At 65.4% G+C, this 18,625-nt stretch carries 24 protein-coding genes; all 24 read left to right on the top strand.

The genetic code is table 11. The features are described from left to right. Nucleotides 1-15: 15 nt before the first annotated feature. The 24 genes from fliD (at nt 16) to fliQ (ending at nt 18,624) form a co-directional block, all read left to right on the top strand. Nucleotides 16-1,395, top strand: coding sequence for a flagellar filament capping protein FliD (fliD, locus tag CJ028_RS03750; RefSeq protein WP_105033936.1), 1,380 nt, complete (start codon nt 16-18; stop codon nt 1,393-1,395). Between the two features lie 5 nt (nt 1,396-1,400). Then, a complete protein-coding gene (gene fliS, locus CJ028_RS03745; protein WP_105033935.1) occupies nt 1,401-1,829 on the top strand; it encodes a flagellar export chaperone FliS in 429 nt (142 codons plus the stop codon). Continuing rightward, a complete protein-coding gene (locus tag CJ028_RS03740) occupies nt 1,822-2,133 on the top strand; it encodes a hypothetical protein (protein WP_129590371.1) in 312 nt (103 codons plus the stop codon). The genes fliS and CJ028_RS03740 overlap by 8 nt, the downstream gene beginning before the upstream one ends. A gap of 181 nt (nt 2,134-2,314) precedes the next feature. Further along, complete coding sequence (locus CJ028_RS03735; RefSeq protein ID WP_092110173.1) at nt 2,315-2,656, top strand: flagellar basal body rod protein FlgB; 342 nt, start codon at nt 2,315-2,317, stop codon at nt 2,654-2,656. Beyond that, nucleotides 2,653-3,042 carry a flagellar basal body rod protein FlgC gene (locus tag CJ028_RS03730; protein ID WP_105033933.1) on the top strand — a complete coding sequence of 130 codons (390 nt, stop codon included), beginning with the start codon at nt 2,653-2,655 and terminating at the stop codon, nt 3,040-3,042. Before CJ028_RS03735 ends, CJ028_RS03730 begins: the two co-directional genes overlap by 4 nt. Before the next feature lie 44 nt (nt 3,043-3,086). Further along, nucleotides 3,087-3,347 (top strand): flagellar hook-basal body complex protein FliE, encoded by a 261-nt coding sequence (gene fliE / locus CJ028_RS03725; protein ID WP_500681173.1) that lies wholly within the window; start codon nt 3,087-3,089, stop codon nt 3,345-3,347. After that, a complete protein-coding gene (gene fliF / locus CJ028_RS03720) occupies nt 3,347-4,963 on the top strand; it encodes a flagellar basal-body MS-ring/collar protein FliF (protein ID WP_105033931.1) in 1,617 nt (538 codons plus the stop codon). Before fliE ends, fliF begins: the two co-directional genes overlap by 1 nt. After that, complete coding sequence (gene fliG, locus CJ028_RS03715) at nt 4,960-5,976, top strand: flagellar motor switch protein FliG (RefSeq protein WP_105033930.1); 1,017 nt, start codon at nt 4,960-4,962, stop codon at nt 5,974-5,976. Before fliF ends, fliG begins: the two co-directional genes overlap by 4 nt. Beyond that, complete coding sequence (locus CJ028_RS03710) at nt 5,966-6,583, top strand: FliH/SctL family protein (RefSeq protein ID WP_105033929.1); 618 nt, start codon at nt 5,966-5,968, stop codon at nt 6,581-6,583. The genes fliG and CJ028_RS03710 overlap by 11 nt, the downstream gene beginning before the upstream one ends. Then, a complete protein-coding gene (locus tag CJ028_RS03705) occupies nt 6,580-7,917 on the top strand; it encodes a FliI/YscN family ATPase (protein ID WP_105033928.1) in 1,338 nt (445 codons plus the stop codon). The genes CJ028_RS03710 and CJ028_RS03705 overlap by 4 nt, the downstream gene beginning before the upstream one ends. Beyond that, on the top strand, nt 7,914-8,363 hold the full coding sequence (gene fliJ, locus CJ028_RS03700) for a flagellar export protein FliJ (protein WP_105033927.1): 450 nt from the start codon (nt 7,914-7,916) through the stop codon (nt 8,361-8,363). The genes CJ028_RS03705 and fliJ overlap by 4 nt, the downstream gene beginning before the upstream one ends. Next, nucleotides 8,360-9,025, top strand: a complete 666-nt coding sequence (locus CJ028_RS03695; RefSeq protein WP_105033926.1) for a C40 family peptidase — start codon at nt 8,360-8,362, stop codon at nt 9,023-9,025. Before fliJ ends, CJ028_RS03695 begins: the two co-directional genes overlap by 4 nt. Beyond that, entirely contained in the window at nt 9,022-10,434 is a 1,413-nt protein-coding gene (locus tag CJ028_RS03690) for a flagellar hook-length control protein FliK (RefSeq protein ID WP_105033925.1), read from the top strand. Before CJ028_RS03695 ends, CJ028_RS03690 begins: the two co-directional genes overlap by 4 nt. Nucleotides 10,435-10,447: 13 nt before the next feature. Continuing rightward, entirely contained in the window at nt 10,448-10,930 is a 483-nt protein-coding gene (locus CJ028_RS03685) for a flagellar hook capping FlgD N-terminal domain-containing protein (protein WP_439099024.1), read from the top strand. A gap of 63 nt (nt 10,931-10,993) precedes the next feature. After that, nucleotides 10,994-12,205, top strand: coding sequence for a flagellar hook protein FlgE (locus CJ028_RS03680; RefSeq protein WP_105033923.1), 1,212 nt, complete (start codon nt 10,994-10,996; stop codon nt 12,203-12,205). A gap of 118 nt (nt 12,206-12,323) precedes the next feature. Continuing rightward, nucleotides 12,324-13,247: a putative endonuclease domain-containing protein gene (locus CJ028_RS03675; RefSeq protein WP_129590370.1), complete on the top strand. Its 924-nt coding sequence runs from the start codon at nt 12,324-12,326 to the stop codon at nt 13,245-13,247. A 132-nt stretch (nt 13,248-13,379) separates the two neighbouring features. After that, nucleotides 13,380-13,613, top strand: a complete 234-nt coding sequence (locus CJ028_RS03670) for a flagellar FlbD family protein (RefSeq protein WP_104090704.1) — start codon at nt 13,380-13,382, stop codon at nt 13,611-13,613. Further along, nucleotides 13,613-14,479 (top strand): motility protein A, encoded by an 867-nt coding sequence (locus tag CJ028_RS03665; protein WP_105033921.1) that lies wholly within the window; start codon nt 13,613-13,615, stop codon nt 14,477-14,479. The genes CJ028_RS03670 and CJ028_RS03665 overlap by 1 nt, the downstream gene beginning before the upstream one ends. Continuing rightward, nucleotides 14,476-15,333 (top strand): OmpA/MotB family protein, encoded by an 858-nt coding sequence (locus tag CJ028_RS03660; protein WP_105033920.1) that lies wholly within the window; start codon nt 14,476-14,478, stop codon nt 15,331-15,333. Before CJ028_RS03665 ends, CJ028_RS03660 begins: the two co-directional genes overlap by 4 nt. A 72-nt stretch (nt 15,334-15,405) precedes the next feature. Next, on the top strand, nt 15,406-16,317 hold the full coding sequence (locus CJ028_RS03655; RefSeq protein WP_240607074.1) for a flagellar motor switch protein FliM: 912 nt from the start codon (nt 15,406-15,408) through the stop codon (nt 16,315-16,317). After that, complete coding sequence (gene fliN, locus CJ028_RS03650) at nt 16,314-17,021, top strand: flagellar motor switch protein FliN (protein ID WP_105033918.1); 708 nt, start codon at nt 16,314-16,316, stop codon at nt 17,019-17,021. Before CJ028_RS03655 ends, fliN begins: the two co-directional genes overlap by 4 nt. After that, nucleotides 17,022-17,477, top strand: a complete 456-nt coding sequence (gene fliO, locus CJ028_RS03645) for a flagellar biosynthetic protein FliO (RefSeq protein ID WP_105033917.1) — start codon at nt 17,022-17,024, stop codon at nt 17,475-17,477. Beyond that, nucleotides 17,474-18,352 (top strand): flagellar type III secretion system pore protein FliP, encoded by an 879-nt coding sequence (gene fliP, locus CJ028_RS03640; RefSeq protein WP_240607073.1) that lies wholly within the window; start codon nt 17,474-17,476, stop codon nt 18,350-18,352. The genes fliO and fliP overlap by 4 nt, the downstream gene beginning before the upstream one ends. Continuing rightward, nucleotides 18,349-18,624, top strand: coding sequence for a flagellar biosynthesis protein FliQ (fliQ, locus tag CJ028_RS03635; RefSeq protein WP_105033916.1), 276 nt, complete (start codon nt 18,349-18,351; stop codon nt 18,622-18,624). Before fliP ends, fliQ begins: the two co-directional genes overlap by 4 nt. Nucleotide 18,625: the final 1 nt, after the last annotated feature.

The following is an 18,625-nucleotide window of genomic DNA, read 5'->3' as shown; positions in this document are numbered from 1 at the left end:
CAGAAAGGGAACCCCATGTCACTCGCTGTCGATGGGCTCGTCAGTGGTCTGGACACCACGTCACTGATCAACTCCCTCATGGAACTCGAGGCCGGGCCGCAAACGCTGCTCAAGGCCAAGGTCACCACCTCCAACACTTTTGTCACCGCACTGCAGGGGCTGAATGCCTCCATTGCCAGTCTCGCAACGCTGGCGACGAAGAACACCGTCGCCAATGCACTCAACCTCTACTCCGCTACGAGCAGTAACTCGAGCATGAGCACCACCGTCTCCACCGGCGCCAGCACCGGCTCCCTCGACGTTGTCGTCGACGCTCTGGCCCAAGCGAAGTCCGGCGTGACAGCCGCCATGACGGAGTTCAGCGGTACCGCGTTCACCGTCGTGGGCAGCGACGGCACGGCCATTGACATTCAAGCCGCCTCTATCTCGCTCGACGACGTCGCGAGTGCCATCAACGCCTCCAGCACTGGCCTCACGGCCACCAAGGTGGCCTCGGGCACCAACGCAGCCGGCGATAAGCAGTACCGCCTGCAGCTGGTCGCCGACGACACCGGGCTCAGTGGAAGCTTCGAACTGTACCAGGGCACGAGCGACGACGTGACCGCGGGAACCGCCACCAACATTCTTGAAGCCACCGGCGCCGCCGTGATCACCGCGGCGCAAGACGCGCAGGTGACACTGTGGGCCGGAACCAACGCCGCGCAGAGCATCACCTCCTCGACCAACACTTTCGCCGACCTGCTGCCCGGCGTGGCTGTGACGGTGTCGAAGGTCTCCGCCGATCCGGTCACCATCACGGTCGCCCGCGACAACGCGGCGGTCAGTGACCTCGCCAAGAATCTCGTCGGCTCGCTGAACACTGTGTTCGCGCTGATCTCAACCAAGTCGGCCGTGGTCAACAGCACCGATACGAGCGGAAACGCCGTCGTCTCGGCTGGAGTATTCAGCGGTGACAGCACGGTGCGCGACGTGAAGCAGCTGATTCTCGACGCTGCGTCATACCCGGTCGAGGGCCGCTCGCCGAGCGAGATCGGCATCAGCATCACCAAAAACGGCACCATGGAATTCCACGCCGACAAGTTCGCGGCCGCCATGAAGGCCGACCCGGAGCACGTCGAAAAGGTGCTGGCCGAGATTTCCTCCCGTGTCGCCGCCGCGGCCACGAGCGCGTCCGACAAGTACGACGGCATGATCACCGGCAAGATCACCGGCCAGGAGAGTCTGGTCAAGAGTCTCGGCACCCAGATCGATAACTGGGACCTGCGCCTTATTTCGCGCCGGTCCACCCTGGAACGCACCTACGCCTCTCTCGAGGTTCAGCTCAGCAACATGAACGCCCAATCCGCCTGGCTCACCGCCCAGGTTGACGGTCTCAACAGCGCGAACGGAAAATGATGACTATGACAATGGGAACCAACGCCCAGCGTTCGCGCTACAACCGCGACGCGGTTCTGTCGGCCACCCCGGTTCGCCTTCTCACCATGCTCTACGACCGCCTGCTGCTCGACCTGAACCGGGCTGAGGCTGCCCAGCAGCGCCAGGACTGGCAGATGGCTTCGGACAATCTGATTCACGCCCAGGCGATCGTGTCGGAGCTGAGTACCTCGCTGAACGTGGACGCCTGGGACGGCGGCGAGGGACTGTTCTCGCTTTATACCTATGTGTCCACCGCCATGGTCAGTGCGAATACGCACCGCGACCCGGCACGCACCCGCGAGTGCATCTCGCTGCTCGAACCGCTGCGGCTCACCTGGCACGAGGCGGCAGAGTTGCTGCCGGCCGCGCCGGTGCCGATCACACGCCTGAGCGGTGAGCTCGGCATTGGCTAATTTGGTCGCCTGGCAAGCCGCGCTCGACGATCTCGAGATTCGGCTGGATGCTGCGGCCCGGTCGATGGCCGATTCGACCAGCGATCGGGCCGCAGCCGGGGGAGAGTGGAGCGTGCCAACGGGGCTCGGGGCTATTCCGGAGGAACTCGCCGCACGAGTTCAGGACCTGCTGCACAACCAGCACAAGCTCATCGGAGAACTCGAAAACGCACGCAATGTCACCCTCAAGCACCTCACCGCGGTTCGGTCGGTGCCGCCGGAACGCGACGCGCGAGCATCCGTTTATTTGGACGTTGCAGGGTAACCACCCCCGTCCGAGGGTAGTAAAACACTGGCGACACGCCGTAGCGCAACAAACTTGGGGAATGTTCTTACGAACTGCTTACGCAACTGTCGGGGTGACCGATAGCAAGGAGTGAGCACGGATTGCTCACCACCGGGCCACGGATTGGCCGTCTTGTCTTTTGTCGACGAAGCGGGTAATCATGCTTGATTCCGTGACCTCCCTGGCCCTCACGAGCGCCCTGGACGGCCTCGCGCTGCGCCAGCGCACCATTGCGAACAACATCGCCAACATCAACACCCCCGACTACCACGCCAAGGTTGTCTCCTTCGAGAACGCCTTGGCCAAATCGGTGGCTGACGGCAATGGTGTTTCGGCGGCCACGACCGAGCGTTCGCTCGATCCGACGCTACTCAACGGCAACAACGTCAACCTCGATACCGAGACCCTCGCCAACATCGACGCGCTGCTGCGCTACCAGTTCGCCGCCAAGGCCGTCGAGGGGCCGGTCTCATCGATTCGCGCCGCGATGAAGACCGCCTGATGGTCGACGCCATCGGCATCGCCGGCAGCGGCATGACGCTGCACCGCAAGTGGCTCGACGCCATCGCCGACAACCTCGCCAACGCCAACACCGTGACCGCCACAACGGATGCTGCCTTTCAGGAACGCTATATTCTCGCCCAGGAAGGCCCAGGCAACGTCGGCGCCAGCACCACAGCAGCCTTCGGCGGCGCCGAGGGAACACTGGTGTACGAGCCGGAGCATCCGCTCGCCGACGTCGACGGTTACGTGCGATACCCCGACATCGACATGGCCGAGCAGATGGGCCACCTCATCATGGCCCAGCGCGGCTACCAGGCCAACGCGGCCGTCGTCGACCGGGCCAAGACCGCCTATGAAGCAGCACTACAGATCGGACGTGGCTGATGCCACTTGGCGCCATCGACGCTACCACCGCCCTCTCGGGGGTCATGGGCAGCTCAGCCACGACCGCCACGCAGCGCAGTGACGGGTCGGGCTTCGGCACCGCCCTCTCAGGCGCCGTCGACAACCTGCAGCAGCTGCAGGGCACCTCCAATACGCTTGCCATTCAGGCCGTCACCGGCGACCTCAATGACATTCACACAGCCACCATCGCGGCCACCCGCGCCCAGGTGACCATGGAACTCGTCGCCGCCGTGCGTAACAAAGGCGTCGACGCGTTCAACGAGATCATGAGGATGCAAGCCTGATGCCCCGGCAAGTCACCAGCGCCTTCAAACGCTTCGGAAACGCGATTCGCGAGTTCACCATTGCCCAGCGCACCGTCGCCATCATCGGCGTCGCCGTGCTCGTACTCGGCATTGCCGCACTCAGCATGTGGGTCACCAAGCCGGCGTTCACGCCCCTGTTCTCGGGTCTCAGCGGCGAAGACGCCAATAGCATCGTCGAGCAGCTGCGCACCGACGGCGTCGAATACGAGCTCGCCGATGGCGGCGCCACGATTTTGGTGCCCGAAGCGAGCGTCTACGACGAACGCATCAAGTCGGCCTCGGCCGGCCTGCCTACTTCCAGCACCGGCGGTTACTCCCTGCTTGACACCATGGGCGTGACCTCGAGCGAGTTTCAGCAGTCGGTCACCTACAAGCGAGCGCTCGAGGGCGAACTGGCCAAGACCATCGGTGCCCTCGACGGGGTCAAGATGGCCTCTGTGCAGCTCGCCATCCCCGAAGAGAGCGTGTTCGTGTCGCAGAAGAACGACCCGACGGCATCCGTTTTCGTGGAAACCCAGAACGGCGTTTCACTCTCGAACGATCAGGTTCAGGCGATTGTGCACCTGACCAGCGCTTCGATCGACGGCATGACCGCCGCCGACGTGGCCGTGGTCGACTCGACCGGTGCGGTGCTCTCCGCCGTCGGCGTCGGGGCCACCGGGGGAGCCGAACAGCAGGCCTCCGACTATGAGACCCGCGTGCGCAGCGCCGTGCAGGCCATGCTTGACAAGGTCGTCGGTGCAGGCAACGCCACCGTCGTCGTCGCCGCCGACATGAGTTACGAATCGGCCGAACGGGTCGAAGAGTCCTTCACGAGCCCGATCGAGACCCCCGCCCTCAACGAATCCGTTGATACAGAGACGTACTCAGGAACTGGAGGCAGCGCCGCCGGCGTGCTCGGCTCCGACACGGCAGCCGTTGCCGACGGCGCCACCGACGGCACGTTCTCGAGCGAGTCGACCACCCGCAACAACGCCGTGAACAAGGTCACCGAGAGCCGCACCATTCCGGCCGGAGCCATCACTCGTCAGACGGTCTCCGTGGCCGTCGATGCCGATGCCGCCGCCAACCTCAACGTGGCCGACATCACCTCCCTCGTCACCTCGGCCGCCGGAATCGACGCCGTGCGTGGTGATGCCGTGACCGTCGAGGTCATGGCCTTCGACACCACGGGCGCCGCTGCGGCTGCCGCAGCGCTCAAAGCGGCAGCGGATGCCGCGGCCGCCGCACAGTTCGCCGAGATTTTGCGGGTGTCGGTGATCACCGCCGGAATCGTCATCACTCTCGTGGTCAGCCTCATTCTCTACGCACGTCGGTCACGTCGCCAGAGCCGGGAATCGGTCGAGATCGGCGATCTGTCCGCAATGCAGAATGCGCTCGGAGAGGCCACTGTCCCGCTCTCCGTGACGTCGTCGGCCGGCTCCTTGTTCCTCGACAACCCGACCGACACCCCCACCAAGATCATTCCAACCGTCAAGTTCGTGCCGACCGACACCGACTTGCGCCGGGCTGAGATCGATTCCCTGGCCGAGACCGATCCACGCAGCACCGCCGAGTTCCTGCGCGGCCTCATGGATGACCGGCAGCGCGTATGAACGAGCCAGGCGCAGCGCTGACCGGCACCCAAAAAGTTGCCGTCGTACTCATGAACATGGATCGCCAGCGCGCAACCGAGGTCATGAAGCAGTTCAGCGACATCGAAGCTGAAGTCATCGCCGGCGAAATCGTGCAGCTGCGCAACGTCGACCCGGCCGTCGCCGAGTCCACGCTCAACGAATTTCATGAAATCACCCTGAAGGGCCGCCGGCTCTCCCGCGGCGGGCACGAATTCGCCATAGGTCTGCTCGAAGCCTCTTTCGGTGCGGAACGCGCGGCCGGTGTCATGAACCGGGTGGCCACCTCCATGGCCGGCAAGGCCTTCGAGTTTCTGGATCCCTCCGAGCCCGGCGATGTACTCAACCTGCTCGACGGCGAGATGCCCCAGACCATTGCACTGGTGTTGGCGCACCTGCGGCGCGACCAGGCATCCGCTATTTTGGCCGGCATGGAACCAGGCCTGCGCACCGACGTCGCCCAGTGCATCGCGACCATGTCGAGCGCGACACCCGAAGCCATTCGGGTCGTTACGGACACGCTCAAGCTGCGCACCGGTAAAATTGTCGCACGCGAGAGCATCGAAGTGGTTGGTGGAATTCAGCCGCTCGTCGACATCATCAACCGAGCGGATGCCGCCACCGAGCGTGCACTTCTGGAAGACCTCGAGGAACGCGACCCGGCCCTGGCCGAAGAGATTCGTTCTCGAATGCTCACCTTTGCCGACATCGTCAAGCTGGAGAGCAGGGACGTACAGCAGGTTCTGCGCGGCATCGACACGACCGTGCTCGCCATGGCTATGAAGGGCACGTCCGATGCCGTCACCGAAGTCATTCGCGCCAACCTCTCCGAGCGCAACCGCGACGTACTCGACGACGAAACCAAGAGCCTCGGACCGGTGCGGATGCGTCAGGTTGAAGACGCCCGTGCCGAAATCGTGCGTGCTATTCGCGACATGGAGGCGCAGGGCAGCATCACCGTGCAACGCGGTGCCGAGGACGAATATGTCAACTGACACCGGGTTTGGTCGCATGGCCTTTCCGCGACTGCGCGACGAGGAACAGGACCGCGCCGACGAGCAGTCGCGCGCCGAGGGCCACGCAGCCGGCTACACCGAGGGGCTGCGGCTGGCGGCTGCGGATGTCGCCCGGCGCGCCGACGAGATCAACGCCGAGCACGCCGAGAACGAGCGCTACGGTCAAGCGCAGGTCGACCACGCGGTTCGTTTGCTCGCTGCCGCCGCCCGCGCACTCGATGAACGAAGCATTCCGCTCATTCAGCAGGCTGAATCCACGCTCGTCACCACGTCCCTGCAACTGGCCGAAGCCATTCTCGGCTGTGAACTCAGCCATACCGAACCGTCTGCCCGCCGCGCTCTGGAACGCGCCCTGCACCAGCCAGACCAGCTCGATCGCAGCGAGGTGCACAGCATTCGCATGCATCCGGAGGACCTCGTGGTGCTGGGGGCGCAGACGCGGGCGCTGGAGAGCATCCGTTTTGTTGGGGATTCCAGGCTCAAGCGTGGTGACGCTATCACCGAGTTCAGTGACGGCTTTCTCGACGCGCGTATCAGCACGGCCTTCGCGCGCGCGAAGGCCGCCCTCGCCGAGGTCGAAGCATGATCACCGCCTGGCGCCCGCGCGCCACGCAGCTCGTGCAGGCACTCGAAGCCGGTCGCCCGGAGCGGGTCGGTATCGTGTCCTCCATTGTTGGTCTGGGCGTAGAGGTGCGCGGCCTGCGCTGCGCGATCGGGGACATTGTCACGCTCGGCGCCCGACCGGGCCAGTCAGGCATCGACGCTGAAGTGGTCGCCACCACGCAGACGGGAATCCGATGCATGCCGCTCGGCCGCATCACCGGTTTGCAGGCCGGTGCCCGCGTGCGATCGGCCGGCTCTCCGCTCCTCGTGCCCACCGGCCGTGGCCTGTTCGGACGCGTCATCGACGGCCGGGGACGCCCCATTGACGGCAAAGGACCGCTCGATTCCGACGGCTTCGTCTCCCTGGAACACGACAGCCCCTCGGCCATGAACCGGGCGCGAATCACGACCCCGCTGCACCTGGGCGTGCGGGTGCTCGACACGCTCACGACGGTTGGCCGCGGTCAGCGCCTGGGCCTGTTTGCCGGCTCCGGCGTTGGAAAGTCGTCCCTGCTGTCCATGATCGCCCGTGGAACGGATGCCCAGGTCTCGGTCATCGCACTGGTGGGGGAGCGTGGGCGTGAGGTTCGCGAGTTTCTCGAGGACGACCTGGGCCCGGAAGGTTTGGCCCGCTCCATCGTCGTCGTGTCGACCTCGGACGAACCCGCGATGATGCGGCTGCGCGCAGCGTTCACCGCCACCCGCATCGCCGAATCGTTTCGCGACCAGGGCGCCGACGTTATGCTCATGATGGACTCGCTCACCCGGGTGGCCATGGCCCAGCGAGAAATCGGGCTGTCGGTCGGCGAACCGCCGGCCACTCGCGGCTACCCGCCCTCGACGTTCTCCGTGCTCGCTCGGCTTCTGGAACGCGCCGGCACCGGTGAAACCGGCTCGATCACCGGAATTTACACCGTGCTCGTCGACGGCGACGACCACAATGAGCCCATCGCCGACGCGGCGCGGTCGATCCTCGACGGTCACGTCGTTCTCGATCGCAAGCTTGCCATCACCGGCCATTTTCCCTCGGTCGATGTGCTGGCCTCCATTTCACGCGTGGCGTCCCGGGTCAACAGTCCGGAACGAAACCAGATCGCGACGATGCTGCGCACGGTCATGGCGGCCCGCCAGGGGGCGCAGGATCTGCTCGACGTCGGCGCTTACCGGCCCGGTACGAACCCCCTGGTCGATGCGGCTGTTGAGAACGGCCCGGCCATCCAATCTTTTCTCCAGCAGCGCATGGACGACCAGACGCCCAGTGAGCAGGCTTGGGCCCAGCTCACCCGGCTGACCCGCGGGTTCGGGGCTGTCGCATGAGCCGCCTCTTTCCGCTGGCCGGACTGCTGCGACTGCGCAAATTGCAGCAGGACCAGGCCGCCCTCGACCTCGCCGAGGCGAATGCCCGCGTGGCCGCGCTGCAGGCAAGGCGCGGTCGAGCCCGCTCGGCCCTCGGCGCCCTCGGCAACACCCCGCAGACCATCGCCGCGCTTAATGCCATGGCCGCGGCCCGTTCGTCGTCGCGCAGCATGCTCGCCGAACTCGACGCCGTGGGGCGTAACCACCAGGAGTCCCTCGATTCCGCTCAGTCCAACTACAACGCTGCCAGGGCGGAGTCGGTCGCGCTCGAGAAACTGCATGACCGGCACGCCGCAGCTCTCCTGGCCGAAGATCTGCACGCGGAGCAGACCGTGCTCGACGAAATTGCCGGAGCCCGCTGGCACCGCAGTCACTCGGTCGGCCTAAACGAGGGGGAGACACCATGACGATGATCGCGGCCATGGGCCGAATCAGCCAGATCCAGGCGACGCTGCAGCAGCTCTCGAACGTATCGACCGAACGGGTCACGACCACGGTCGCAGCGACGACCGCCGCGGCATCCGCTTCGGCTGACAGCTTTGCGGCAACGCTCGCTGCGGCGCTCGGCACCAGCGGAACCACCGGCACCAGCGCGAGCGGCTCGGCGAACGGCACCACCGGTACCGACGTCGTGGCGTCCGCTGAGAAGTATCTCGGCGTGCCCTACGTCTTCGGCGGCGAAGATTCCAGCGGAATGGACTGCTCCGGCCTCGTTCAAACTGTATATGCCGATATTGGAATAGAACTGCCGCGCCTCGTCTCGGGGCAAATGAAGATGGGCACCGAGGTGGGATCTCTCGCCGAAGCCCAGCCGGGCGACCTCATCGTCACCGGCGGCGGAGACCACATTCTCATCTACGCCGGCGACAACAAGGTGATCCACGCGCCGTATCCGGGTCGCACCGTGTGTCTGCGTGAGGCGTACATGACGGATGCCGATATCACCACCATCCGCCGCATCATTCCCACCAACACGCAGGCCACGGGCACCGCCTCCGCCGACATGCTCAGCACCGCCTTCGCCGCTTTCGCAGGGCAGAATTCAACCGTCACGGGAAGCACACTATGACCCTCACCCTCGGCCAATTCCGGCCCGCCGCCGCCCCGGCCGCTGCGCCGACCCAGCGCGAGACCAACTCGGCGTCGCCGGGCGCCGACGCGTTCGGGTCGATCATGGAGAACACGCTCGCCGATCGCGGTTCGGCCGCGTCGACGGCGGGCCCCGCGACTGCGGCCGCAGCGACGGATCAAATGTCAGACCGCCCCCAGGATGCCGAGGCCACGCCGGCCGGTGCCCCCGTGGCTGCGACCGATTCAGCGTCAGCGGATGCCGCGCCCCCGATGGCGTTTCCGTCGGCTCTGACCTGGGCCACCGCCGGTGCTGCCGCTGCGGCCGCTGCGGCCGCAGCAGCCTCGTCGACCGCCGCCGCTGCTGCTCTCGGCCCATCGGGTGACACTCTGGCGATCGCGGCGATCGCCCTGAGCGCATCGGGCGGTTCGGGGGCTGCAACAGCCCCCGTCGTGGTAGCGGCCACGGCCGTACCGAACGCCGCAACGAACGGCGCCGCAGCGACGCCCGCGGCTGATACCGTCGCCGTCCCGCCAGCGACGACGGTCGCAGCGACGGTTGCTGCAGCTATCCCTGGCGCGGCCGTTCGGGCCGCTCAGGGTCGCACCGTCGACACCGGTGCAGCGGCTTCCCGTGCGGCACCGACATCGTCCCCCGAAGCGGATGCCTCGGTGCTGGCTGCCCAGGCCGCCTCGACAACCGCAGATCCCGCGACGCCGACGAGCGCACTCGCACCGGCCGCCGCGCCGACCCGGCCCAGTGCAGCACGAAACGTCGCCGCCCAAACCGGTGCGGCGCAGAACCTCGTCGCGGCCACCGACGGGTCGGCGCGCTCTGCCCTGCCCGACTCGGTGCGACTGAACACCACGAGCACCGAGGCAGTCGTGCCGACGGCATCCGCTCTGCCCAGCGCTGTGCCAACCGCGCTGCCAACCGCGCTGCCGACCACCGCAGCCGCACCGGTTGCAGCGCCGACACCCGCAGCTGCCGTTCCGCTCACCACGCAGATCATGAAGCCGCTATTCTCGCTGACCAGCGCTTCGCCCGGCGAGCATGTGCTGACCATCAGTGTGACGCCCGACAACCTGGGGCCGGTCACGGTGCGAGCACACGTGACCGGGGAGGGTATTCGGGTGGAGTTGTTCGCTCCCACCGACCTGGCCCGCGACGCCCTACGCGTGATCTTGCCCGACCTGCGCCGGGACCTCGCCGGTTCGGGGGTGAACTCGCAGCTCAACCTGTCGAGTGACAGCCATGCCGGGGATTCCGGTGCCCCTCGGCAGCCGCGCTCGGAGGCCGACAGCCACAATCCCAATGGCCGCAGCCCCGCCGAACGAGTACCGGATACTCCGATGGAGAACCGCGCGTCCCGATTCGGGTCCACCCACACCATCGACGTACTGGCCTAGAAGGAGAACAACCGTGACAATCGACGCCCTGGCAGCCAACGCAGCAGCTCCGACCGGAATGTACACGTCCACGACCACGACGCGCACGCCCAACCAGTCCATGGACTCGGAGGTGTTCATGTCACTACTGGTGACCCAGTTGCAAAACCAGGATCCCAGCTCGCCGATGGATACCAACGAGATGATCGCCCAGACCACCCAGCTCGCCATGATGGAGAAGCTCACCGAAATGGCCACCGCGAGCGAGGAGGGTTTCTCCCTGCAGATGCGCACCTCGGCGGCCGCGCTGGTGGGGGAGACGGTCACCTATACCAACGACGATGGCGACGAAATCACCGGGCTCGCTTCGTCCGTCTCGTTCGCAGGCCCGGTGCCCATGGTCACCGTTAACGGGGAACCGGTGGCCCTCGACGTCATCTCCGGCGTGACCAGCGCCGTTAGTGCCGCCGACACGGACGACACACAAGACACCGAGGGGGCGACGACCGCGGCCTGATCCGCGGTTTTTCCTCGACCCACCAACTTCTCCGCATAATCATTTCTTGAAAGGCAGCACCCCATGCTTCGTTCCCTCTACTCCGGCATCTCCGGCCTTCGTTCACACCAGACCATGCTCGACGTGACCGGCAACAACATCGCCAACGTCAACACGACGGCGTTCAAGGCGTCCGCCGCGCAGTTCCAGGACACGCTCTCGCAGCTCACGCAGGCCGCCGGCGGCGCCACGGCCACCACCGGTGGAACCAACCCAGCCCAGGTCGGCCTCGGCGTGCAGGTCGCTGGAATCTCCACGAACTTCGCCCAAGGCTCGTCGCAGTCCACCGGAAAGACTACCGACCTCATGATCTCCGGTGATGGCTTCTTCGTTACCTCGTTGGGCGGTGAAACCCTCTACACCCGCGCCGGTTCTTTCAACTTCGACTCCGCTGGCCGCCTGGTCTCGCCCGACGGCGCGATCGTTCAGGGCTGGGGCGCCGACAACGGCGTCGTCAACGCCGGCGGGGCGACCAGCAACATCACCCTGCCCGTCGGTGCCATCGTTCCGGCCAAGGCCTCACAAGCCGCGACCTTCACGGGAAACCTGCCGTCGGATTCTGCGGTCGGTAGTACGCTCACGCGCACCGTCGATGTCTTCGACGACCTCGGTAACTCCAGCACGATCTCGCTGACCTTCACGCGCACGGGTACACCGGATAACGATGGCTGGACCGTTGGGCAATCCAAGCTGGCGAACGGTACGACGCCGACCCCAGTGCAGCTCACCGCCGAGACCGAAGCAGACGGAACGCCCACGGGCAATTTCATCGCCTCCGGCGCCCTGACTGTCGACGGCATCGATATGGACCTGGCCGCACTCAAGGGCTTCTCCGGCCTCGCCACGGTCGCCGGCAAGACCGACGACGGCAACGAGGCTGGCACGCTCAACAGCTACACACTCGGCGCCGACGGCACCCTCGTGGGCCTGTTCAGCAACGGCCAGCAGCAGGCCATCGGTCGCATCGCCCTGGCCAACTTCGTCAACCCCGGTGGGCTCGAGAAGGCCGGCTCCTCCGCCTACCGCGCCACGTTCAACTCCGGGGCCGCCGAACTCGGTACCCCCGGCGCGGCCGGCATGGGCTCACTCACCAGCGGCGCCCTCGAAATGTCCAACGTCGACCTGTCGCAGGAATTCACGAACCTCATCGTCGCCCAGCGCGGATTCCAAGCCAACGCCCGCATCATCACCACCTCCGACGAGGTCTTGCAGGAGCTCACCAACCTCAAGCGGTAATCGCTCAGTAGACACGTTTGTGGGGTGCTGAACCGTCCGCACCCCACAATTGTGTCGAGTGAACCTTGCCCTGTGCATAACCATCAGCCCCCGGGGCAGAATGCGGCATCCTCGTGGCATGACTGCGCGCAGAATGCTCCCGCCCCATCTCCTGGCCGCCCCCTTCGCCGTGTCCCAGGGCGCCGCGCACGGCTTGTCACCCGGTCGCCTGCGGGCCAGCGACCTCGCCCGCCCGTTCTGGGGCGTGCGCGCACCGGCATCAGCTCACGCCAGCACCCGAGACCTGTGCAACGCCTTCGTGCAACGGATGCCTGCGGGCGCGTTCTTCAGTCACCAAACCGCCGCGCTCCTGTTTGGAGCGCCGCTGCCGCCCCAGCTCGCCACCGCGAAGTCCCTGCACGTCACCGTTCCGCTGCCGGGGCGTGCCCTGCGTGTGAACGGCGTTGCCGGCCATGCCATGGCGGTCGATGACGACGAGCTGTTCGCCTGGTTCGGATTAAGCGTCACGAGCCCGGCGCGCACCTGGTGTGATCTCGCGGAGAGCCTTACCCTGCGGCAGCTCGTAGCGGTTGGGGACTACTTCATCCGCTGGAGGTCACCGCTGGCCTCCATCAACGAACTGGGCCGGGCCGTCGATCGCCACCGGCGCGGAAAGCTGCTCCTTCGCCGTGCCCTCTCGTTGCTCGACGAGCGCAGCGAGTCGTCGCCCGAATCCGAGCTGCGCGTGATCGTGGTGACGAACGGGCTCCCGCAACCTCTCGTCAACGAAAACATCCTTGCCGCATCTGGTCGGTTCCTGTGCCGTGCTGACCTGTTCTTCAAGCAATTCGGCGAGCTCCTCGAATACGAGGGGGACCAGCATCGAACCGACCAGCGGCAGTGGCGCCGCGACCTCACCCGCACAGCCGACATCGAGTCGGAGGGGCTGCACGTCACCAGAGTCAACGCCGACGATCTGCGCCAGGAGTCCCAACTCGTGGCTCGAATCGCGCGCAATCTGGGTCATCGCGGTTGGTGCGGGACACCCCGGCGCGCTTACTAGACGACTTTGCTGGGTGGGCAGTGCCGCGCACCCAACAAAATTGTCTACTGAGCGGACGCCTTACGCCGGTCCACAAGCGGCCGACAGTACACCATGACGCCTCCCTCGAGTCGTTCGAGACAGGATGAGCACATGATCGTACTTACGCGGCTGAACGACAGTCACTTTGCGATTAATCCTGACCTGATCGAACGCATCCACGCGAACCCGGACACCACCCTGGTCATGGTCGACGGTGCCAACTTCATTGTCACCGAGTCCATGGAAGAAGTGATCGAGAAGATCGCGAGCTACCGGGCGCACGTGATCGCGCTTGCGTATGACCCGAGCGCCGGGGACCTGCCACGAGGCCCCAGGAAGCTCTAGTGGATCCCGCAACTCTGATCGGTCTGGTGCTCGCTTTTGGCGCGCTCCTGGCCATGATCACCCTCGAGAATTCGTCGGTCATGTCAATCCTGCTGCCGGCTCCCATGATCCTCGTCTTCGGCGCCACCATCGCGGTCGGGCTCGCTGGTGGCACAATAAAGGATTTCATTTCTGCCTTCAAGGCGCTGCCGGGTGCGTTCCGTGGGAAAACCACGCCGCCGCAGTCCGTTATCGACCAGGTCGTCGGCCTGGCCGAAACCGCTCGAAGTTCCGGCTTGCTCGCCCTCGACCAGGAAGCCGACAACGTCAAGGATCCCTTTCTGCGGGGAGCCCTGCAGAACATCGCCGACGGCACCGACGGTGACGAACTGCGCATGTTGCTCGAAGACGAGATCGCAACCAAGGCACGCTCCAACCGCAATGCGGCCAAATTCTTTACCGGTCTCGGCGGCTACGCCCCCACCGTCGGCATCATTGGCACGGTCGTTTCTCTGACACACGTCCTCGAAAACCTCGACACGCCCGCTACCCTCGGCCCGATGATCGCGGCCGCGTTCGTCGCGACCCTGTGGGGACTGTTGTCGGCCAACTTTATCTGGCTGCCGATCGGCTCCAGGCTGCGCCGCCTGGCCGACCTCGAAGTTGACCGCATGACCCTGGTCATGGAGGGTGCCCTGGCCGTGCAGGCCGGGAGCCAGCCGCGGCTCCTCGGTGAGCGACTGCGGGCCATGGTTCCGGCCGAGCTGTTGCCCAAGGTCGGTGCCAAAGATAAAGGCAGCGCAGCGGATGCCGATGCGCCCGCAGGCAAAACCAAAGCCAAGGGTAAGGGAAAGGGTAAAGACAAAGACCTTCCCGAAGCAGCATGAGTGCGCGCGCCAAGCGGCGCAAAGTGGTCGAAGAAGAGGACGTCCACCCCGACGAGCGGTGGATGGCCTCCTACATGGACATGGTCACCGTGCTGATGTGCATGTTCATCGTGCTGTTCGCCATGTCGACCGTGGACCAGGACAAGTACGAGCAACTCGCTAACTCCCTCGCCACCGGCTTCGGGGCCGTCGATGCCGGCAAAGTAGATACCGCCGAGGGCGTCGTGGTTCCGGCCGACCTTATCGACAACGAGGGCGAATCACCCACGGAAGTCACCCACTCGTCTGAGGCAATTGATCCGGCAGAGGCCACGGCCCAAGCCACCGCGAACGCCGACGCGGCCGAGAAGGAGGTTGCGAAGCTCGATCAACTTGAGGCTGCCGTGACCGCCAATCTGACCGCAGCGGGTGTGGCCGAACTGGTGGAGTTTCACATCACCGACCGTGGCCTAACCCTGGGCCTGGTCGGCAGTGAAACGTTCTTCGCACCGGACAGCGCCCAGCTCACCGCGGCGGCGACGGCGGTGCTGGATGCTGCTGCTCCGGCAATTGTGGCCAGCGGGCAGAAGATATCGGTTGAGGGGCACGCCGACAAACACGGTCAGTCCGCGACGTTCGCCACGGACTGGGAACTGTCCGCGAGCCGGGCCACGCAGGTATTGCGTCGTCTGGTGGAGCAGGGCGGGATTGCCGGAGAGATAATTTCCGCCGTCGCCTTCGGCTCGGCTCAGCCAGCGAACACTGGATCCACCCTCGAAGACATGGCACAGAACCGCCGGGTCGATGTCGTGCTGCTATCGGACCAGTCGGACAGCGTGCGGGCACTCATTCCCGGCGTGGCCGGGGCGGACTAACCCGGAACAGGCGTGGCGCATCCGTTAGCTGAGCCTTCTTACCTTTGGGCTGACTCAGCCGATAGTCCCAACGTGACAGTCCAGGATCGAGTCGACGGCAGTGTGCCCGCGAAAGCGGCGAAGAGCGTTGAGCTGTACGACTTTCGGCGCCCCACCACCCTGGCCCGGGAACACGCCCGTGTCCTGGAACTGGCCTTCGAGACGTTCGCCCGGCAGTGGGGCACCCAGCTGACGGCACGCGTGCGCGTGCTCTGCATGGTCACCTGCGAGCAGGTTCTCATGGCCACCTACGACGAGTATGCGGGCTCTTTGCCGCCGAAAACGGCCATGGTGCTGTGCACGGTCGCCGGTCTCGAAGCCCGGGCGGTCATCCAGTTTCCGACCACGTCGGCACTCACCTGGGTGAACCATATGCTCGGCGGCAACAGCAGCCTTCCCGTGACAGCCGAACGCAATTTCACCCAGATCGAGCTGGCCCTGATTCGCAAGTTGATTTCGGAGAGCCTCGAAGACCTGCGCTATTCCTTCGGACCGCTGCTCGTCGACGAGATGGGGGTCGAGGCGATCCAGTACAACTCGCAGTTTGCCCAGGCGGCCGCAACCGGCGACCTGATGGTGGTCGCGACCTTCGCCATTCGGGTGGAGAAGGTCACCGCGACGGCAACGGTGGCCATTCCTGCTGCGGCGCTGATGCCCCAACTCGGAGAAGCGAACCCGACGAGCACCACGTCGAATGCCGCCGAATTTTTGCAGGCCCAGATCGCGGCCGTACCGGTCGACGTGTCACTCCGGCTGGAGACGGCCCACGTACTGCCCAGTCGCATTCTGACGCTGGCCGTTGGAGATGTTCTGCACATTCCGCATCCCCAGCATCGTCCGCTCAATTTGACCGTTGACTGCCAGCCGCTGGCCCGCGCGGCCGTGGGGGCAAACGGTTCCCGGCTGGCCTGCATCGTCATTGATACCGAGGAGACAGCTCAATGATTTCTACCCGATCCATTCCCGAGGTCGCCGTTGACGCTCTCATCCGCGTGTTGCCGACGTCGGTGCCGCTGCAGGCGGTGCCACACTCCGGGAGTGCAGAACTCACGGCCCGCATTCATGCGGCCGTGGTGGCGTCGTTTGTGGGTACCACTTCCGCTGACCTGGCCGTGGTACTGAGCGACTCGGCCTCACTCGACGCCGCAGCCGGGGCCAACTCGCAGCTCGTCTCCAGCCAGGATGTTCTGCGTCCGGCCCTGGAGAGCGCCTCCGGCGTGCTCGGAATTGGCGTGCTCGGCGACTCAAGGGTCGAAGACGCCTCTGCGCTGTTCGCCGCTGAAGACACCGACGTCTTCGAGCTGAGCGCTGGCGGTGTTGTGACCGGCTGGTTCGCCATTCGAGTGCGTCAGAACGGCGTTGTCGGTGGATCCGGCACAGCCTCCAGCCGCGCCGTCATGGGCAACCTGGGGCGCATCAGCAACGTCGAAATGTCCCTGACGGTCGAGATCGGACGCACCCGCATGTCCGTGCGCGACGTATTGTCACTGAAGCCCGGCGCCGTCATCGAACTGGATCGCTCAGCCGGAGCGCCGGCCGATATTCTGCTGAACGGCCGCCTGATCGCGCACGGTGAAATCGTCGTCGTCGACCAGGACTACGCCGTTCGGATCACCCAGATTCTCGATGTCGCGGATGGCCTGTCGTAAGTGGACACCCTGATTGTTGCGGTGCGCGTCGTTCTGTCCCTGGGCGTCGTTCTCGCACTGCTCTGGTACCTGCAGCGACGCCTGTCACGCGGGGCACGTGCATTGGGCGTCGCCAACCCGGTGACCGTTGTGGGTCGGCAGCCCATCGGGCAGAAGGCATCCGTTGTCGTCGTTGAGGTGGATGGAACCCGCCTCGTTCTCGGCGTGACCGAGCAGGCCGTGACGGTGCTGCACGAAAAATCCCTCGCGGCCGTCTCCGCGTCGACCCTCGACGCCGCCGTTGCAGCGCTCGGCAGCGCCGACGCGAGCGCCGCCTTTGCCCGTTCGCTGGCTGCGGCCGAAGCGGATGACGCCGCACCGGCACCGACGCCGGCCCGGGCCGCGCCGCTGGCCGGGTCGATCCTGTCGCCGTCTACCTGGCGCCAGACCGCGGCACTGCTTCGGCAGGGACGGTGAACACCGCGGCCGACCGGCTGGTACACCGTCAGGCCTCTACCCGTCTCGGCCTACTGATTCTCTTAGGTCTCGTCATCACTGCGGCCCTCGTCTGGCTGAGCGTGAGCGTAGCGCACGCCCTGCCCGTTGACCCGGCCATGCCGGACAGCCCCATCGACCCGACCCTGCCGACCGACCCCACCGACCCGTCCGACCCCGGTGGCGGCGGGCTGAGTGTGGACATCAACGGTCCAGACGGTGCGCCCTCGTCGGCGATCGTGACCCTGTTGGGCATCACCCTGCTGTCGGTCGCCCCGGCGCTGCTGCTCATGATGACGAGCTTCACCAAGATCTTCGTCGTGCTGGCCATGACGCGCAACGCCCTCGCCCTGCCCTCGATCCCGCCGAACCAGGTGCTCGCCGGCCTCGCACTGTTCCTGTCGCTGTTCATCATGGCTCCGGTGTTGACCGACATCAACAACGTGGCCCTGCAGCCCTACCTCGACGGTTCGCTGAACTTCACCGACGCGCTCAATCTGGGTTCGGAACCATTGCGGCAATTTATGCTCGCCAACACACGAGGCGAAGACCTGGCCCTGATGACTCGGGCCGCCGACCAGCCCAACCCGGACAATCCCGCTGATGTGACCCTGCTCACACTCATCCCGGCCTTCATGATCTCTGAGCTGCGCGCCGCCTTCATCATCGGCTTCGTCATCTTCATCCCGTTCCTGGTCATCGACATCGTGGTCTCCGCGGCGCTGATGTCCATGGGCATGATGATGCTGCCGCCCGTCATGATCTCGCTTCCGTTCAAGATTCTGCTGTTCGTGCTCGTCGACGGCTGGGGGCTCATCATCACGAGCCTCATCGGCAGTTATCAGCTGAACACATGAACACCAATGCGGTGCTCGACATCGGCCTGCAGGCGCTCATTCTCGCCGCCAAACTGTCGGCCCCTGTCCTCATCACCGCCCTCGTCGTGGGGTTTGCCATCTCGCTGATGCAGTCGATCACCCAAATTCAGGAAGTCACACTGTCGTTCGTGCCCAAAGCGGTGGCCGTCGCCCTGGCCCTGCTCATCTGCGGCCACTGGATGATCGCCGAATCGGTTGCGTTCACCAATCAGATGTTCGAGAAGATCCCCGCGCTGCTCGGCGGAGGCTGAC

Origin of the sequence: Cryobacterium aureum (assembly GCF_002954245.1) — a bacterium.
Lineage (GTDB): Bacteria > Actinomycetota > Actinomycetes > Actinomycetales > Microbacteriaceae > Cryobacterium > Cryobacterium aureum.
The sequence above is the reverse complement of the archived record's forward strand: the minus strand, read 5'-3'. Positions and strand labels throughout refer to the sequence as shown.

Coding starts and splice junctions, on each gene's coding strand:
- fliD (WP_105033936.1), top strand. CDS start 16: ATGTCACTCGCTGTCGATGGGCTCGTCAGTGGTCTGGACACCACGTCA.
- fliS (WP_105033935.1), top strand. CDS start 1,401: ATGACAATGGGAACCAACGCCCAGCGTTCGCGCTACAACCGCGACGCG.
- CJ028_RS03735 (WP_092110173.1), top strand. CDS start 2,315: ATGCTTGATTCCGTGACCTCCCTGGCCCTCACGAGCGCCCTGGACGGC.
- fliE (WP_500681173.1), top strand. CDS start 3,087: ATGGGCAGCTCAGCCACGACCGCCACGCAGCGCAGTGACGGGTCGGGC.
- fliF (WP_105033931.1), top strand. CDS start 3,347: ATGCCCCGGCAAGTCACCAGCGCCTTCAAACGCTTCGGAAACGCGATT.
- fliG (WP_105033930.1), top strand. CDS start 4,960: ATGAACGAGCCAGGCGCAGCGCTGACCGGCACCCAAAAAGTTGCCGTC.
- CJ028_RS03710 (WP_105033929.1), top strand. CDS start 5,966: ATGTCAACTGACACCGGGTTTGGTCGCATGGCCTTTCCGCGACTGCGC.
- CJ028_RS03705 (WP_105033928.1), top strand. CDS start 6,580: ATGATCACCGCCTGGCGCCCGCGCGCCACGCAGCTCGTGCAGGCACTC.
- fliJ (WP_105033927.1), top strand. CDS start 7,914: ATGAGCCGCCTCTTTCCGCTGGCCGGACTGCTGCGACTGCGCAAATTG.
- CJ028_RS03695 (WP_105033926.1), top strand. CDS start 8,360: ATGACGATGATCGCGGCCATGGGCCGAATCAGCCAGATCCAGGCGACG.
- CJ028_RS03690 (WP_105033925.1), top strand. CDS start 9,022: ATGACCCTCACCCTCGGCCAATTCCGGCCCGCCGCCGCCCCGGCCGCT.
- CJ028_RS03680 (WP_105033923.1), top strand. CDS start 10,994: ATGCTTCGTTCCCTCTACTCCGGCATCTCCGGCCTTCGTTCACACCAG.
- CJ028_RS03675 (WP_129590370.1), top strand. CDS start 12,324: ATGACTGCGCGCAGAATGCTCCCGCCCCATCTCCTGGCCGCCCCCTTC.
- CJ028_RS03670 (WP_104090704.1), top strand. CDS start 13,380: ATGATCGTACTTACGCGGCTGAACGACAGTCACTTTGCGATTAATCCT.
- CJ028_RS03660 (WP_105033920.1), top strand. CDS start 14,476: ATGAGTGCGCGCGCCAAGCGGCGCAAAGTGGTCGAAGAAGAGGACGTC.
- fliN (WP_105033918.1), top strand. CDS start 16,314: ATGATTTCTACCCGATCCATTCCCGAGGTCGCCGTTGACGCTCTCATC.
- fliQ (WP_105033916.1), top strand. CDS start 18,349: ATGAACACCAATGCGGTGCTCGACATCGGCCTGCAGGCGCTCATTCTC.